The organism is Vibrio nomapromontoriensis (genome assembly GCF_050337205.1).
Lineage (GTDB): Bacteria > Pseudomonadota > Gammaproteobacteria > Enterobacterales > Vibrionaceae > Vibrio > Vibrio nomapromontoriensis.
Genome location: NZ_JAKJSS010000015.1, coordinates 151265 through 166607, shown reverse-complemented (window position 1 = coordinate 166607; position 15343 = coordinate 151265). Strand labels below are relative to the sequence as shown.

12 protein-coding genes, 1 rRNA gene and 1 other annotated feature are annotated in these 15343 nt (G+C 43.4%); of the genes, 6 read left to right on the top strand and 7 right to left on the bottom strand.

Translation table 11 applies throughout. The annotated features are described in order from the left end of the window. From L4D05_RS19250 to rluD, 4 genes are all read right to left on the bottom strand, one after another. Nucleotides 1–130: ribosomal RNA gene (locus tag L4D05_RS19250) — 16S ribosomal RNA — on the bottom strand; the annotation flags it as partial. Between the two features lie 573 nt (nt 131–703). Beyond that, entirely contained in the window at nt 704–3277 is a 2574-nt protein-coding gene (gene clpB / locus L4D05_RS19245; protein WP_428794957.1) for an ATP-dependent chaperone ClpB, read from the bottom strand. A gap of 84 nt (nt 3278–3361) precedes the next feature. Further along, the gene (gene pgeF, locus L4D05_RS19240; RefSeq protein WP_428794956.1) at nt 3362–4090 is read right to left on the bottom strand and encodes a peptidoglycan editing factor PgeF; all 729 of its coding nucleotides are present in this window, start codon (nt 4088–4090) and stop codon (nt 3362–3364) included. Beyond that, nucleotides 4090–5067, bottom strand: coding sequence for a 23S rRNA pseudouridine(1911/1915/1917) synthase RluD (gene rluD, locus L4D05_RS19235; protein ID WP_428794955.1), 978 nt, complete (start codon nt 5065–5067; stop codon nt 4090–4092). Before rluD ends, pgeF begins: the two co-directional genes overlap by 1 nt. Nucleotides 5068–5199: 132 nt before the next feature. Between rluD and bamD the strand changes: the two genes are divergently transcribed. The 4 genes from bamD (at nt 5200) to pheA (ending at nt 9563) form a co-directional block, all read left to right on the top strand. Beyond that, nucleotides 5200–5925 carry an outer membrane protein assembly factor BamD gene (gene bamD / locus L4D05_RS19230; RefSeq protein ID WP_428754610.1) on the top strand — a complete coding sequence of 242 codons (726 nt, stop codon included), beginning with the start codon at nt 5200–5202 and terminating at the stop codon, nt 5923–5925. A gap of 163 nt (nt 5926–6088) precedes the next feature. Next, the gene (locus L4D05_RS19225; RefSeq protein ID WP_428794961.1) at nt 6089–7501 is read left to right on the top strand and encodes an MltF family protein; all 1413 of its coding nucleotides are present in this window, start codon (nt 6089–6091) and stop codon (nt 7499–7501) included. 302 nt (nt 7502–7803) lie between these two features. Next, complete coding sequence (hpf, locus tag L4D05_RS19220; RefSeq protein WP_250617550.1) at nt 7804–8142, top strand: ribosome hibernation-promoting factor, HPF/YfiA family; 339 nt, start codon at nt 7804–7806, stop codon at nt 8140–8142. 106 nt (nt 8143–8248) lie between these two features. Then, nucleotides 8249–8370: a sequence feature (Phe leader region), on the top strand. Nucleotides 8371–8381: 11 nt separating this feature from the next. Further along, nucleotides 8382–9563, top strand: coding sequence for a prephenate dehydratase (pheA, locus tag L4D05_RS19215; protein ID WP_428754609.1), 1182 nt, complete (start codon nt 8382–8384; stop codon nt 9561–9563). A gap of 59 nt (nt 9564–9622) precedes the next feature. On the opposite strand, the gene L4D05_RS19210 is transcribed toward pheA, so the two are convergent. Further along, the gene (locus tag L4D05_RS19210) at nt 9623–10282 is read right to left on the bottom strand and encodes a YiaD family glycine zipper/OmpA-like lipoprotein (RefSeq protein ID WP_428754608.1); all 660 of its coding nucleotides are present in this window, start codon (nt 10280–10282) and stop codon (nt 9623–9625) included. A 185-nt stretch (nt 10283–10467) separates the two neighbouring features. Between L4D05_RS19210 and yjjX the strand changes: the two genes are divergently transcribed. After that, the gene (gene yjjX / locus L4D05_RS19205; protein ID WP_428754607.1) at nt 10468–11001 is read left to right on the top strand and encodes an inosine/xanthosine triphosphatase; all 534 of its coding nucleotides are present in this window, start codon (nt 10468–10470) and stop codon (nt 10999–11001) included. A gap of 28 nt (nt 11002–11029) precedes the next feature. Here yjjX and trpR read toward each other — a convergent pair whose 3' ends face one another. Both trpR and L4D05_RS19195 read right to left on the bottom strand, forming a co-directional pair. Beyond that, nucleotides 11030–11317, bottom strand: a complete 288-nt coding sequence (trpR, locus tag L4D05_RS19200) for a trp operon repressor (RefSeq protein ID WP_250617546.1) — start codon at nt 11315–11317, stop codon at nt 11030–11032. Between the two features lie 63 nt (nt 11318–11380). Further along, entirely contained in the window at nt 11381–13324 is a 1944-nt protein-coding gene (locus tag L4D05_RS19195; RefSeq protein ID WP_428794954.1) for a transglycosylase SLT domain-containing protein, read from the bottom strand. A 304-nt stretch (nt 13325–13628) separates the two neighbouring features. On the opposite strand from L4D05_RS19195, the gene ettA reads away from it, so the two are divergent. After that, on the top strand, nt 13629–15296 hold the full coding sequence (gene ettA / locus L4D05_RS19190) for an energy-dependent translational throttle protein EttA (protein WP_265676388.1): 1668 nt from the start codon (nt 13629–13631) through the stop codon (nt 15294–15296). Nucleotides 15297–15343: the final 47 nt, after the last annotated feature.

The window sequence follows — 15343 nt, the reverse complement described above, 5'->3', positions numbered from 1 at the left end:
TTACTCACCCGTCCGCCGCTCGACGCCCAACAAATCACCCGAAGGGTCAATGTTGTCGTTTCCGCTCGACTTGCATGTGTTAGGCCTGCCGCCAGCGTTCAATCTGAGCCATGATCAAACTCTTCAATTTAAGATTTTGTCGGCTCAATGAATACTGACTTCAAAACTGTCCCTTACTTAAAAAAGTAAGAAGTAATTTTAAAGCTATTATCGTTCCAACAGAACGATAATGAATTTTGACTGTGTGACAGTAAGCGAACTTACTACCCTTAGGTCACGTGTTCATTGAAAACCATTTTACTTCCGAAGAAGTTGTTTATCTCTGCTAAAGCATAAGTAAACATAATGATTATCATCAACAAGTGTCCACACAGATTGATATAGGTCTATATTGTTAAAGAGCTTGTTTCGAGCCTTACTCGAAACGGACGGCCATTTTAGCTAGATAAGTCTCAGTGTCAAACACTTTTTAAAACTTATTTTTCTAAGCTCATTGAGCTTGATAGCCTACTGAATCGTTATTGGTTTTTGTTGAACCTTTCCCGTCTCAGTGGGGTCGCATTATAGGGAAGGATTCCGTCTTGGCAAGTACTAAATCAAACAAAAATGTACATTAACGCTCGTTCGCACACAATTCCATCAAAGCGTCTATTTAAAATACAAAAAGGGAGCTAACGCTCCCTTTTTGACGGTTTAGAGTGAGTTATTGACTAGCAATGACATTATCATTATTCACGATCAGCCTCACTGGCTTAGATGGGTCGAGCTTTCCGGCAAGAATTTCTTTGGCCAGTGGGTTCTCAACACTTTGCTGTATCGCCCTTTTTAATGGTCTCGCTCCATATACGGGATCAAAACCAACTTTGGCAATAAACTCGAGCGCTTGTTTTGAAACAGAAAGCTGATAGCCACTGTCTTCCATTCTCTGCGCTAGGCGCTCTAATTGTATTGCTGCGATAGATTCAATATGCTTCGCACCCAACGGATGGAATACAACACTCTCATCTACTCGATTTAAAAATTCGGGTCTGAAGTGTGATGTCACGACTTCCATAACTTCTCTTTTGATCCCTTCATAATCCAGCACAGCAAAGTTTTCTTGTATTCGAGATGAACCAAGGTTTGATGTCATAATCACGACGGTATTGCGAAAATCTACCGTACGCCCCTGTCCATCTGTTAAACGACCATCGTCTAAAACCTGCAGTAAGATATTAAACACATCTGGGTGCGCTTTCTCTACCTCATCAAGCAAAATTACCGAATAAGGTTTTCTACGAACAGCCTCCGTCAGATAACCTCCTTCTTCATAACCAACATAACCTGGAGGTGCGCCGACCAAACGAGCAACAGAATGTTTTTCCATAAACTCAGACATATCGATTCTGACCATTGCATCTTCACTATCAAACATAAAGTTCGCCAGTGTTTTACAAAGTTCAGTTTTACCTACGCCTGTTGGACCAAGAAAAAGGAATGAACCTATTGGTTTGTTAGGATCAGATAGACCCGCTCGGCTGCGTCGGATAGCATCTGAGACAACCTCAACCGCTTCTGCCTGCCCTATGACTCGCTTATGCAGCACTTCTTCCATCCGCAATAGCTTATCCTTTTCTGCTTCCAACATTTTGGAAACTGGGATCCCAGTCTGTTTGGACAGTACTTCAGCTATCTCCGCGTCAGTCACTTTATTTCGCAATAGACTCATTTCTTGCATTTCAGCTTGGGTTGCTAAGTCAAGTTGCTTTTCCAGCTCAGGAATACGCCCATACTGAAGTTCGGACATTCTATTTAAGTCACCAGCACGACGGGCAACGTCCATATCCATTCGAGCTTGTTCTAATTCTGTTTTTATATGCTGCGTACCCGATAAGGCTGCCTTCTCAGCATTCCAGACTTCATCAAGTTCAGCGTATTCACGCTCTTTCGTTACTAATTCACTATTAAGAATGACTAAACGCTTTTCACTCGCCTCATCCTGTTCATTCTTAAGGGCTTGCTGTTCAATTTTCAGCTGAATAATTCTGCGTTCTAATTTATCTAAAGATTCCGGCTTTGAATCTATTTGTAATCGAATGCTCGATGCAGCTTCATCGATCAGGTCAATCGCTTTATCTGGTAATTGTCTATCGGTAATATAGCGGTGTGATAGACTCGCCGCCGCAACAATTGCCGGGTCCGTAATCTCTACGTGATGATGTAGTTCATATCTTTCTTTCAAACCACGTAAGATCGCAACGGTATCTTCAACAGAAGGTTCATCAACGATAACTTTTTGAAAGCGACGCTCTAGCGCAGCATCTTTCTCAATATATTTACGATACTCATCTAATGTCGTTGCCCCTACACAGTGTAAGTCACCTCGGGCAAGTGCAGGTTTTAACATATTCCCTGCATCCATCGCCCCTTCACCTTTACCTGCACCAACCATGGTATGCAGTTCATCAATGAACAGAATAATATTGCCTTCTTCTTTGGCAAGCTCATTCAGTACCGACTTCAAACGCTCTTCAAATTCTCCACGGTACTTGGCACCCGCGATAAGCGATCCCATATCAAGAGAAAGCACGCGGCGCCCTCGTAACCCTTCTGGTACTTCATTATTAATAATGCGTTGGGCAAGTCCCTCAACAATGGCCGTCTTCCCCACACCGGGTTCGCCGATAATCACGGGATTATTCTTAGTTCGGCGCTGTAAGACTTGAATCGTACGACGGATCTCATCATCACGACCAATAACAGGATCCAGCTTACCTTGCTCAGCTCGCTCAGTAAGATCAATAGTGAACTTTTCTAATGCTTGTCGCTTCTCTTCTGCATTGGGGTCATCAACTTTCTGACCGCCTCTAATTTGTTCAATAGCTTGATTAATTTTCGCTTCAGATAGGCCCATTTGTTTCAATAGTTGTCCTAAGGGACCTTTATCATCAATGGCAGCCAATAAGAATATTTCTGATGAGATATAAGTATCTTGACGTTTTTGCGTCACCTTATCGCACAGATTGAAGAGTTGTCCCATTGCACTAGACAACTGAACATCGCCGCCGACTCCTGTCACTTTAGGTAACTTATCTAGCAGTTCACCTAATTTTGAACGTAACTGAACCACGTCTACATTAAGCATGGTTAGCAGGGGACGAATTGAACTGCCCTCTTGGTTAAGCAAGGCAACCATTAAGTGAACAGGTTCGATATATTGGTGATCTCTCCCTAGCGCGAGAGATTGAGCATCAGAAATAGCGGTTTGGAATTTGCTAGTAAAACGGTCAAGGCGCATAGCAACCCCCTCAAATGACATACGACGTTATATGAAATTAAGATGGTTACACGGCAGGCATTTTTCAAGATTAAGAGATAAAAATCAGCGATTGATCCAAACAAAGCTCGCCATTCGGCCCGTTTGACCATCACGACGATAGGAAAAGAAACGTTTAGGATCAGCATACGTGCATAAACCACTTTGCGTAATATCCATCACTCCTGCTCGTTCTAATTTGAGTTGGGCAATAAATGCAAGGTCAGCTAGCCACTTGCCCGGCTCTTTCTTCGCTTGAAACGCAAGCTCAAATCTAGTGTCTAGTCGACAAAACACATTCTTGACATCGTCTCCGACCTCAAAAGCATCACGACTAATCGCTGGACCAATCCAAGCTTGAATATCTCCGGCGAAGCAATCTATCGCATTTTCAACAATACCATCAGCCAACCCCCGCCATCCTGCATGAACAGCAGCAATCTCATCTCCGTCTTTGGAAGCAAGCAGTATGGGTAAACAATCCGCTGTCATTGCAGATAGCACAACATTAGGCTGGCGAGTAAAAGCCGCATCCGCGTCAATCACGTCATTCGTAGAGGAGGTAATAATGGCGATAGTTGTCGAATGGGTTTGATTTAGCCAGATAGGTGAAGAAGGCATACTTGCCCTCTCCATTAGCTTTTGACGGTTCATCATCACATCTGATGCACAGTCACCAACATGGGTACCGATATTCAATCCATCAAAAGGGGCTTTCGAACCCCCTTCCTCTCGCGTTGACGTCACGGAAGTGATGGAAGGATGAGTGACCCAAGTTGGTTGAAGCGTGGACACTAGTAGTCGTCCTCTTCCTTATTAAGCTTGGCATCTTGTCTCAATGCTTCTGTCATGACGACCATATCTTGAGGGATTGGTGCATGGAACTCCATCTCCTCTCCAGAAACTGGGTGAGCAAATCTCAACATCACAGCGTGCAGAGCTTGTCTATCAAACGCACGAATCATCGACGTTAACTCTTCACTTGCGCCTCTAGGAATACGCGCACGACCACCATAAGCAGTGTCACCTAATAGCGGATGCTGCAAGTAAGACATGTGTACACGGATCTGGTGAGTACGCCCAGTTTCCAAGCGTAGACGAAGTCTCGTATGCTCTCGGAAGTGCTCTGCAACTCGATAGTGAGTGACCGCTGGTTTACCCAGTTCATTCACTGCCATTAACACTCGCTTAGTCGCATGACGGCTAATGCCTTTATCGACCATGCCACCCGCAGTCATTTTACCGATCGCGATCGCTTCATATTCACGTGTAATATTACGCTTTTGCAGCGCTCTAACTAAACGTGTTTGTGCAGGAACCGTTTTCGCGACAACCATAAGACCTGTTGTATCTTTATCCAAGCGGTGGACAATACCCGCTCGCGGAACTTCAGCGATCGCAGGGAAATGATGCAATAGTGCATTCAATACCGTGCCGTCTGGAGTGCCTGCTCCTGGATGAACAACGAAATCTCTTGGCTTATTGATCACAATGATGTCATCATCTTCAAACACGATGTCTAGAGGAATGTCTTGCGCAATAAAACGCTCTTCATCTTCTAGTTCAGCTTGAATTGTGATCGATTCTCCACCCATTACGCGAGTACGCGGCTTGGTGATAACCTCTCCATCTACGGAGATTTTTCCCTCAAGTAACCACTCTTTTAAGCGTGAGCGAGAAAAATCTGTGAATAATTCAGCAACAGCTTGGTCTAATCTTTGACCTAACTGGCTGTCTTTTATTGTATTTGTTAATTCAATCTGCTGAGCCATATCGAACTTTTTAAAAAACCTTGGGACTAAGTAACCACTAGTGTGGATAATGTATCCCAACATTGTATCTGTTACTTGAGTGAAAAGTAATGGAGACTGACAAATATTTACGTCAAGGAATCTCGTTTTAGTATGAAACTGCTTAAACTGACAAGCTTACTTTCCCTAGCTTTGCTGTTTGGTTGTGCTGACAAAGAAGTCACCGTTCCAGATGTCCCACCATCACAACTGTACTCAGAAGCACAAGAATCACTACAAGGTGGTAATTGGACTTCGGCTATTGAGCGCTTGGAAGCGCTAGATTCTCGCTACCCTTTTGGCGCCTATACTGAACAAGTTCAGCTTGATCTCATTTATGCTTACTACAAAAATGATGATTTAGCCTTAGGCTTAGCGACCATAGAGCGATTTTCTCGATTAAACCCAACACATAATCGTTCAGACTGGGTACTGTACATGCGAGGTTTAACTCACATGGCCCAAGACCGAAACTTTATGCATGATATTTTCAAGATCGATCGTTCAGACCGAGATCCTGAACCCGTCAAAGCGGCCTTTTCTGATTTCGATCGTCTACTAAAACGTTATCCAGATAGCGCTTATGCTGAAGATTCTCAGAAGCGTCTAGTGGCACTTAAAAATCGCCTAGCGAATTACGACCTTGCCACCGCCGATTTTTATCTACGCCGCGAAGCGTGGATCGCCGCAATCAATCGCTGCCAAGAAATACAAAAGACCTTCCCAGATACTGAAGCGGCGAGAAAATCTCTCACGATTCAAAAGAAAGCCTATGAAAAATTAGGTATGGAAGATCAAGTTAAGCGCACCGAGACATTAATGGAACTCAATCCAGAGTAAACACGAGTCAAACCTACGCTTAAACAAAAACATAGAAAAAACGCTGTCCGTTGGGCGGCGTTTTTTTATGCCGTAAATTGGCAAAATATCGTTTTCATTTATATATTTACCTTTAACACAGTAGTAACAAGGGTTATATGTGAAAACATTTATATTATGTTTGATGCTGGCTTTCACTAGCTTTTCATCAGTTGCACTGGAGCTCACTCCCCTATCTAATGATCCCTATACTGGCGATCTAGATAGCCTGACTAAACGTGGCGTGTTGCGAGTACTTGTCGCTGCCGATCTTGGCTTTTACTATATCGATAAAGGGCAGCCAAAAGGCATTGGTGCTGAGCAGCTATATCATTTCGAGAAACAACTCAAAAAGAAATATCGTCATTTAAAAGTGCAAGTCATTCCTGTACCTCGCGACGATCTCATTCCATCACTCGTCCGGGGTTACGGTGATCTCATCATAGCTAACTTAACCGTTACTAGCCGTAGAGAAGATGTCATTCAATTCAGTAACCCAATACTTACTGATATCAATGAATTGATTATTACCTCTGAGGACTACCCTAATCTCAGCTCGATTGAGGCATTAAGCGGCAAAGAAGTTTGGGTAAGGGCAAGTTCAAGCTATTTTGAAAGCCTTCAAACACTCAACAAAAAATTAACCGACAACAACCTGGCTCCTGTTTTTGTTCAATATTTAGAGGAGACACTGCAAGACTATGAGCTCGTTGAAATGATAAAGCAGGGCTATATTGGAGCGACTATTCTAGATAGCCATAAAGCCGAATTTTGGCGTAAAACGTTCAAGGATTTAAATATACATACCGACATGCCATTGCGAAGTAATGGTAAAATAGCTTGGGCAATGAGAAAAGAGTCACCGCTACTCGCCAATCAGGTGAATGCTTATATAAAAACAGCAAAAGAAGGCACCTTGCTTGGTAATGTTATCTATAACAAATATTTAGACAACACCTCATGGTTTGCAAGAGCGCTCGATCCTAAGTCGATTGAGCGGTTAAACGGCATGACTGACCTATTCAAGAAATACGCAGACAAATATGAATTCGATTTTCTCATGATTGCCGCGCAAGCTTTTCAAGAATCGAAACTAGACCAAAGCAAAGTGTCCCCTAAAGGTGCAGTCGGCATCATGCAAGTCCTCCCGAGTACAGCGAGAGATAGAAACGTTAACATCAAAAATATCAACAAAATCGATAACAACGTTCATGCCGGGGTGAAGTACCTAAGATTTATCCGCGATCGCTATTTTAATGATGATGCTATCACTGAGGACGACAAGGTCTATTTGTCGCTTGCCGCCTACAACGCAGGGCCTGGCAATATTTCAAAAATGAGGCGCCTTGCAACAAAGCATGGCTACGATGCAAATAAGTGGTTTGGTAACGTAGAATTGATGGCAAGACGTAATATCAGCTCAGAGCCTGTAACCTATGTGATGAATATCAACCGTTACTTCGTTATCTACAAGCAACTTGAGTCACTAAAAGAGATCCGGCAAGAGCAACAAGCAAAAAATAGTGATATTTCGTTTTATAAGATGCTGAATGACTAGAAACGGATTAAGAGTGACTTACATCACATTTTTCTGTCGTGCATTTTTTGTGCGGCAGGATTTTCAGGTCGTAACAATGCCCCAAAAACAGTGGATTTTTAGCGTATTACTCTTTCAAATTTAATGAATTTTCGAATAAAAGAAAGCCTTTTTAACACGATTCCATTCGATTTTTTGCGATAGATCACATTTAATTCTCATTGAATAACGCCCTGCCACTTTGGTGATCTAGGTCACATTTTTTTACTGTTGAATGAGTAATCTGGAGTTAACCCATAAGGGATGTCACAGAGGAAACGCATATGAGAGTAAACATTACTGGCAAAAATATTGAGATAACCTCTGCAATCCGTGAACACATTGAAAGTAAGTTTAAAAAACTTGAGAAGTGGCAAGTTGATATCATTAGTTGCCAAACCGCTTTCAGTGAAGAGCCGAACAAACAAATGAAATTTGAAGCTGCGATAACGGTACCCAAAGGCAAACTTGTCGCTTCCGCTTCTCATGAAGATCTCTACACTGCGGTCAATGAAGTTGAACAAAAGCTAGAACGACAACTGAATAAATTAAGACATAAGCCTGAAGCACGTCGTTCCGAAAAACTTGAATTCGAAGAAGAGATTGAAGCTGAAGTCGAATAACGACCACAATTTTTTCTATAGCGCCTAAGGGCGCTATTTTTTTGCTTGACGGTCTATGCCTGCTTCCCTATTGTGTGGTTGGGTTCAATAAAAAGTAATTTGAAATGTTATACACACCTCCGTTCCTTTTTGACTTCTTTTTCCTCCAATAAACTTGGGGGCATCGTCGTTTACGAAAGAAAAGTCAAAAACGAACGGAAAGCCTCCCAAAAGGGAGGCTTTTTTATAAGGATAATTCGATGACCGATACTAAATATTCTCTTGATGAGATTCGACTACGTCTTAATGAACTAGACGACCAATTACTGCAACTTCTCTCTGAACGCCGCAGGTTCAGTATAGAGGTGGCCAAAAGTAAGGTAGAAACATCGAAGCCAGTACGAGATGCCTCAAGAGAGCAACAACTGCTCGTCAAACTCATCAATAACGGTAAAGACAAATACCAACTCGATGCGCCTTATATTACTAAGATCTTTCACACTATCATTGAAGATTCCGTTTTATTACAGCAGAACTACTTACAGAATTTAGCCAACCCGCAACAAAGCCGTAAGCCACTTGCTCGCGTTGCCTTCTTAGGGTCAAAAGGCTCATACTCTCACTTAGCAAGCCGAGAATTCTTTTCTCGTAAAAATACCGAACTGATAGAGCTAAACTGCGATCAGTTTAAAGAAGTCATTAAAACCGTAGAATCAGGTCATGCGGATTACGGCGTGCTACCCATTGAAAATACCAGCTCAGGTTCTATCAACGAAGTGTTTGATTTACTTCAACACACGACATTGCATATTGTTGGCGAACTGACTCAACCTATCGATCACTGTTTGGTGGCGACTAAAGATATACAACTAGAGAAAATCAAAACACTCTACTCACACCCTCAGCCGCACCAGCAATGCAGTGAATTCTTAAGCCGACTTTCTGGCGTTGTTCTCGAATCATGTGCAAGTACCGCCGATGCAATGCAGAAAGTACAAGAATTAGGTCGTGATGATGTTGCAGCCATTGGCCATGCATCCAGTGGTAAGCTTTATGGTCTACAGTCCATTCAAAGTGATATTGCCAACCAAACAGAGAACCATACCCGTTTCATTATTGTTGCAAGAAAGCCTGTCGAAGTTTCTACACAGATCCCTGCAAAAACGACCTTCATTATGTCGACCTCGCAAGAAGCCGGCTCATTAGTTGAAACATTGCTCGTGCTGCAACGCTACGACATCAATATGACGAAGCTAGAATCTCGCCCTATTATGGGTAATCCGTGGGAGGAAATGTTTTATGTGGATGTTGAAGCACATAAAGACTCTGAATCAATGCAGCTTGCCACTCAAGAGCTAATCAAAATCACTAAGTATCTAAAAGTGTTAGGTTGTTACCCCATCGACAACGTGAAACCTGTCATTCCCGATTTAAACGCATAAAAGCAAAGCCCCAGTCATCACACTGGGGCTTTGTTTATATTTATTATCACAGCGTTATATTAACTCAACGGCATGATTTTTATCTCTACGCGGCGGTTACACTTTCGCCCTTCAGAAGTAGAATTAGAGCAAATTGGGAATCGCTCACCATTACCTCGAGCAACCGCTCGTCCTGCTGCTACATTTTGGCTAACCAAAAACGAGCGCACTTGCTCAGCTCGCTTCTCTGAGAGCTCTTGATTGTACTGTGCATTGCCAGAGCTATCGGTAAACCCATCGATAACAAGACTGGTATCTGGATATTCGACTAACACTCGAGCAACACCTTTTAATGTACTGTTTATGCTGCTATTCAATGCATAAGAATTGCTATTGAAGCCGATTCCATTTTCTAACCTAAGTATCAGTTGGTTGTCGCCTGTTCGCTCGACTTGAACGCCGGAGTTAAGCAACTCTTGTCTTAAGGCCTTTTCTTGTTGGTCAAAGTAGTATCCCGCACCGCCCCCAATTGCAGCACCACTCGCAGCACCAAGCAAAATACCACGACTATCGCCACCAGAGGCAATCCCTACAGCAGTACCTGCTATAGCACCAATCACCGCACCTTTTGTTGCCGAATTCGTTTCGTATTCTCCTGTTGTTGCATTTTGTCGCTGCGTTGCCTGACACCCTACTAAAGTCATTAAACCAGCCATTACCACTACTTTTTTAATTTTCATTTCCATTATCTCTTGTCATTACGCGCGCAATAAATAGAACATCGTACTATATATTATTATTTTCTTTTAATGAACCTCTACGGGTTCACTTATAGCGTAACCCTGCAGGAAAAAATTAATGACATAAACAAGGAAAATTTACGTTAGAATTGAGTCTGTTAACTAGATAAATGGAATTGAACATCATGCAAAAGGTCGTCATCGCGTCACTCAATCCAGCAAAAATCAATGCGGTAAAAAGTGCTTTCGACTCCGCTTTTCCTGGCTTAGCTTTCGACTTTCAAGGTATTAGCGTCCCAAGTGACGTCTCTGAACAACCTATGAATAACGACGAGACACTATTAGGTGCGTGCAATCGAGTAAGCAATGCCCGCCATACGGTAGAAGATGGAGATTTTTATGTTGGGGTTGAAGCAGGACTAGACGGTGACTCTACTTTTGCATGGATGGTCATAGAATCAAATGGCAAGGTAGGAAAATCACGAAGCGCAAGCTTAATGCTACCACCAAGTGTAATCGCACAGCTTGCGCCAGATATTGAGTTGGGAGATGTCATGGATTCAACGTTTGGGACAGAGAATATCAAACAAAAAGGTGGCGCTATTGCCTTGCTCACCAATCATCAATTAACTCGCAGTTCCGTTTATCATCAAGCCCTTGTGCTTGCCCTGATCCCCTTTATGAATCCAGACCATTTCCCAAGTACTTCAGGAAAATAAGTACCTCAGGAAACTAAGTTTTACTTCACTATTTGAGCAACAAATCGCTCAGTGATACCTTTTTAGCGTCGCTTAAGCGTTTTACTTCAGCGGAGCCACGTGTAATTGTGGCGACGCCTACTCCAAGCATTTGGCTGATCTGTCGCTGAGACAGCTCACCTTTGAGCAGCTCACATAAAATATTAACCCTCGCGGTCACCGCTTCTCTTTCGTCGGGAGTCAGGAGCATTGTCATTAATGCCGCCTGTTGCTCTGGACCATCGGTTCGTTGAATCAAATCCAGCACTTGTTGCCAGTCTTGGTATTGAGGTTCCATTCACTTTTCCATCAGAGACGTTCCAGTGAGTATTCTACCCTTAAGCACCTAACCATTGGTAGTCTAGTATCGGTGATTCAGTTCAGCCGAGGTTAAAAAATCCCCTTCAACCCCGAGCCTATCTCGATAATAAGTTTGAAACATCAGTATATTTTGGACATAACCCCGCGTTTCCTTAAATGGAATGGTTTCAATAAAGGCAAACACATCAAGTTGTTCATCCGAGCGCTGACGCCAACGTTTTACTCGGTTTGGTCCGGCATTATAAGCGGCAAAAGCAAAAATGCGATTATCCTCATAATTGCCTAATAGTTCATTTAAGTAGTGAGAACCAATCTGAATATTTTTCCCCACGCGATAGAGCTCTTGGCTATTTTTATAAGGAATCTTATGTTTCTTAGCGGTGTATTTTGCCGTTGCTGGCATGATTTGCATCACCCCGCGAGCCCCTACGGGAGAACGGGCTTCTACATCCATTGCGCTTTCTTGTCTTGCTAAAGACATCAGCATAACGCTATCCATATTGAGCTCTTTCGCATAGAAATCAAACCACCAGCGATGGGCGAGTGGAAAACGTAAGTTCATGGTATCCCACATTTTTGCTGAAATCGTTGCCACTACCGTAAAATGATGCCAGCGTTGCTGCCCAGCATAAGCTGCTAACATTGTTTTTTCTTCTTTAGAGACACGGGACAGCAAGTAGCGCCATTCGGATTTTGCGGCGGCAATCTTATCCCTATCAATTAATTCTCTAATACGAATCAAGCTTGTTTTATATGGCGCAAGCGTCTCCATATCGATGACAACTTGAGAAATTGGATACACGATGGAGTGCTGCAAATAGATCGCTGCCGCTGCACTATAAAAATTCCGATCGCCAACCAAGCCCTGCAAGCGTTGCTCACCGCCCGATGGGTTCCCTAACGCTATTTCTGTACGCGCCAACCAATACTGCCAGCGGCTGCTCTGCTTTTTCGCCTCAGACAACCTTGCTATCCAAGCCGAGAGTCCTTGCCAATCTACCTCCTGAATCGCAAGACGCGCTCGTCGTTCGATATTGGTGTCATTGACACTTTTCACTAGCACTGAATCACGCCATTTCGCTTCCGATGGCGACTCAGTATTAATTAAACGCATCGCCAAATATTCCGCCATAGATTGCTTTGAATCCGCAGAAATGTTGCTGTTCGACTCAAGGCTTGGCCATAAAGAATAGGCTTGCTCACTATCAGAGCGAGCGAGTTTACGAAAGGCGGCTTCAATCAATAGCGCTTTATATGGTGCAGGGAAAAACTCATTAATGAACGATGTCACCGTTTTAGGAGAGGCAAATAAAGAGGCGACTTGCTTACCCTGTGATTTTCCAGCACTCGTTTTAAGCTGTTTATTGAGATATTTGATCAGCGAACCATTACGTGACTGGTAGGCATACGTCATGCGTTCAATGATATGTTCATCGGCTCGAAAGCCCGCTTTATTCCATGCTGAAAATAGAGGATCACACGCATCAGAGACACTCTCACCACTCTTCCACAGCTTCTCCGCGCCTTTGTACGCCGCTTCCTTATTACCCGTTTTTAGCTGAGCAACATGATAAAGACACTGGTATCGCTCGCCATTTGGATACGTAGTTTGAAACTCAAGCAGGTCACTCCAACGCTTCTGCTGAGCTAATCGGTCCAGGTAAGGGGCTCGAATACGGTAAGAAAATGGAAACGACTGATTACTCTCGATAAATGTATTTACCTGAGCGACCGACTTATCTTTCAGCTGTAACGAAAACACTCGATTATCGATATAGGGTGTTAATGGATAATCAGCGATTAATGGCCGCAATGCTTGATAGCCAGCGATGTCATTTTTATCTATTAGCGCTTGCGCTTTATCGTAGACTTCTCGCTGCTTAAGCCGTGATTTGTCCTCATCTTGTGCCTGAGCCATGCTTGTCCCAAATAGACACGACAACAGCGTTGTCCATAGCAAGCAACGATTTCCTTGTTTATTCATCTAACCTTATCCCTTTGAAGTGCTGGTAACCCGACCACTACAAACATTATTGTTATTATTTTTCCGCTCTTGCTACACGCATATAAGATACGGTTAATCTTCAATTTAAGACGATTACTAAGCTTATGCCAATCTCTTTCTCATTAAGAATTTGTTTCTTTTTGCTTCATAGCAGTAGATTTCGAGCGATTCGACTCATCAGTACCAAAATGAGTGCATGTTGCCGGACAAGGAAAATTGAAAGGTAGTGACTGCGTGGTGTAAAATACAGGTTCTATTGACTGAATATTAGGAACGATCGGTAATGGCTGAATACGTCTATACCATGTCGCGAGTGAGCAAAATTGTGCCACCGAAACGACAAATACTTAAAGACATTTCTTTGAGCTTCTTCCCTGGCGCTAAAATTGGTGTTTTGGGCCTCAACGGTTCGGGTAAATCGACTTTACTTCGCATCATGGCCGGCCTTGATACCGATATCGACGGTGAAGCTCGTCCACAGCCAGGACTGAATGTGGGCTATCTTCCACAAGAACCTAAATTAGACGAATCAAAAACGGTACGTGAAATCGTCGAAGAAGCGGTATCGGATGTTGCGGACGCAATGAAACGTCTTGATGCCGTCTACGCAGCTTACGCAGAACCGGATGCAGACTTTGATGCTCTAGCAAAGGAACAGGGTGAACTTGAAGCCCTAATTCAAGCGAAAGACGGTCACAATCTAGACAATACGCTAGAGCGTGCTGCCGATGCGCTACGTTTGCCAGAATGGGATGCGAAAGTAGAGTTTCTATCTGGTGGTGAACGCCGCCGTGTGGCTATCTGTCGCCTGCTTTTAGAAAAACCTGACATGCTTCTTCTCGACGAACCAACCAACCACTTGGACGCCGAGTCTGTAGCTTGGCTAGAGCGCTTCCTAGTTGACTATACTGGTACCGTCGTAGCGATTACCCACGACCGTTATTTCCTAGACAATGCCGCAGGTTGGATTCTTGAACTTGACCGTGGTGAAGGTATTCCTTGGGAAGGTAACTATACGTCTTGGCTAGAGCAAAAAGATGCGCGTCTTCAACAAGAAGCATCACAAGAAAAAGCTCGTCAAAAGACGATTGAAAAAGAACTTGAATGGGTTCGTCAAAATCCTAAAGGCCGCCAAGCGAAATCAAAAGCGCGTATGGCTCGCTTTGAAGAACTGCAAAGTGGTGATCACCAAAAACGTAATGAAACCAACGAGCTCTTTATTCCACCAGGCGAGCGTCTTGGTGACAAAGTACTTGATGTGACTAACCTAACCAAATCGTTCGATGGTCGTGTACTGATTGACGACTTATCCTTTAGCATCCCTAAAGGGGCTATCGTCGGTATCATTGGCGCCAACGGTGCAGGTAAATCAACGCTATTCAAAATGCTAAGTGGGACAGAGCAACCAGACTCTGGCACCATTGAGCTTGGCGATACCGTGAAACTGGCATCGGTTGAACAGTTCCGTGATTCAATGAATGACAAGAACACCGTATTCCAAGAGATCTCTGAAGGTTCAGATATCATTAAGATCAACAACTTTGAAATCCAAGCGCGTGCTTACTGCTCTCGCTTCAACTTCAAAGGTTCAGATCAACAAAAAATCATCGGTGAGCTATCTGGTGGTGAACGTAACCGTGTTCACCTTGCAAAACTGCTTAAAGCTGGTGGCAACATGTTGCTACTCGATGAACCAACCAATGACCTCGATGTTGAAACGCTACGTGCGCTTGAAGAAGCTCTGCTTGAGTTCCCAGGCTGTGCCATGGTTATCTCGCATGACCGTTGGTTCTTAGACCGTATTGCGACTCATATCATCGACTACCGTGATGAAGGTCAAGTGAACTTCTATGAAGGTAACTATACCGAATACATGGACTGGTTGAAGAAAACACTAGGGCCACAAGCTGCAGAACCACACCGCATTAAATATAAGCGCATCTCAAAATAATCATTGGAATTTGAGATAAACTTGTGTTTTCACTTCAGGTCGCTAAT

Excerpts from the sequence above, each read along its gene's own strand:
- clpB (WP_428794957.1), bottom strand. The coding sequence starts at position 3,277 with ATGCGCCTTGACCGTTTTACTAGCAAATTCCAAACCGCTATTTCTGAT.
- rluD (WP_428794955.1), bottom strand. The coding sequence starts at position 5,067 with ATGGCTCAGCAGATTGAATTAACAAATACAATAAAAGACAGCCAGTTA.
- bamD (WP_428754610.1), top strand. The coding sequence starts at position 5,200 with ATGAAACTGCTTAAACTGACAAGCTTACTTTCCCTAGCTTTGCTGTTT.
- L4D05_RS19225 (WP_428794961.1), top strand. The coding sequence starts at position 6,089 with ATGCTGGCTTTCACTAGCTTTTCATCAGTTGCACTGGAGCTCACTCCC.
- hpf (WP_250617550.1), top strand. The coding sequence starts at position 7,804 with ATGAGAGTAAACATTACTGGCAAAAATATTGAGATAACCTCTGCAATC.
- pheA (WP_428754609.1), top strand. The coding sequence starts at position 8,382 with ATGACCGATACTAAATATTCTCTTGATGAGATTCGACTACGTCTTAAT.
- L4D05_RS19210 (WP_428754608.1), bottom strand. The coding sequence starts at position 10,282 with ATGAAAATTAAAAAAGTAGTGGTAATGGCTGGTTTAATGACTTTAGTA.
- yjjX (WP_428754607.1), top strand. The coding sequence starts at position 10,468 with ATGCAAAAGGTCGTCATCGCGTCACTCAATCCAGCAAAAATCAATGCG.
- trpR (WP_250617546.1), bottom strand. The coding sequence starts at position 11,317 with ATGGAACCTCAATACCAAGACTGGCAACAAGTGCTGGATTTGATTCAA.
- L4D05_RS19195 (WP_428794954.1), bottom strand. The coding sequence starts at position 13,324 with ATGAATAAACAAGGAAATCGTTGCTTGCTATGGACAACGCTGTTGTCG.
- ettA (WP_265676388.1), top strand. The coding sequence starts at position 13,629 with ATGGCTGAATACGTCTATACCATGTCGCGAGTGAGCAAAATTGTGCCA.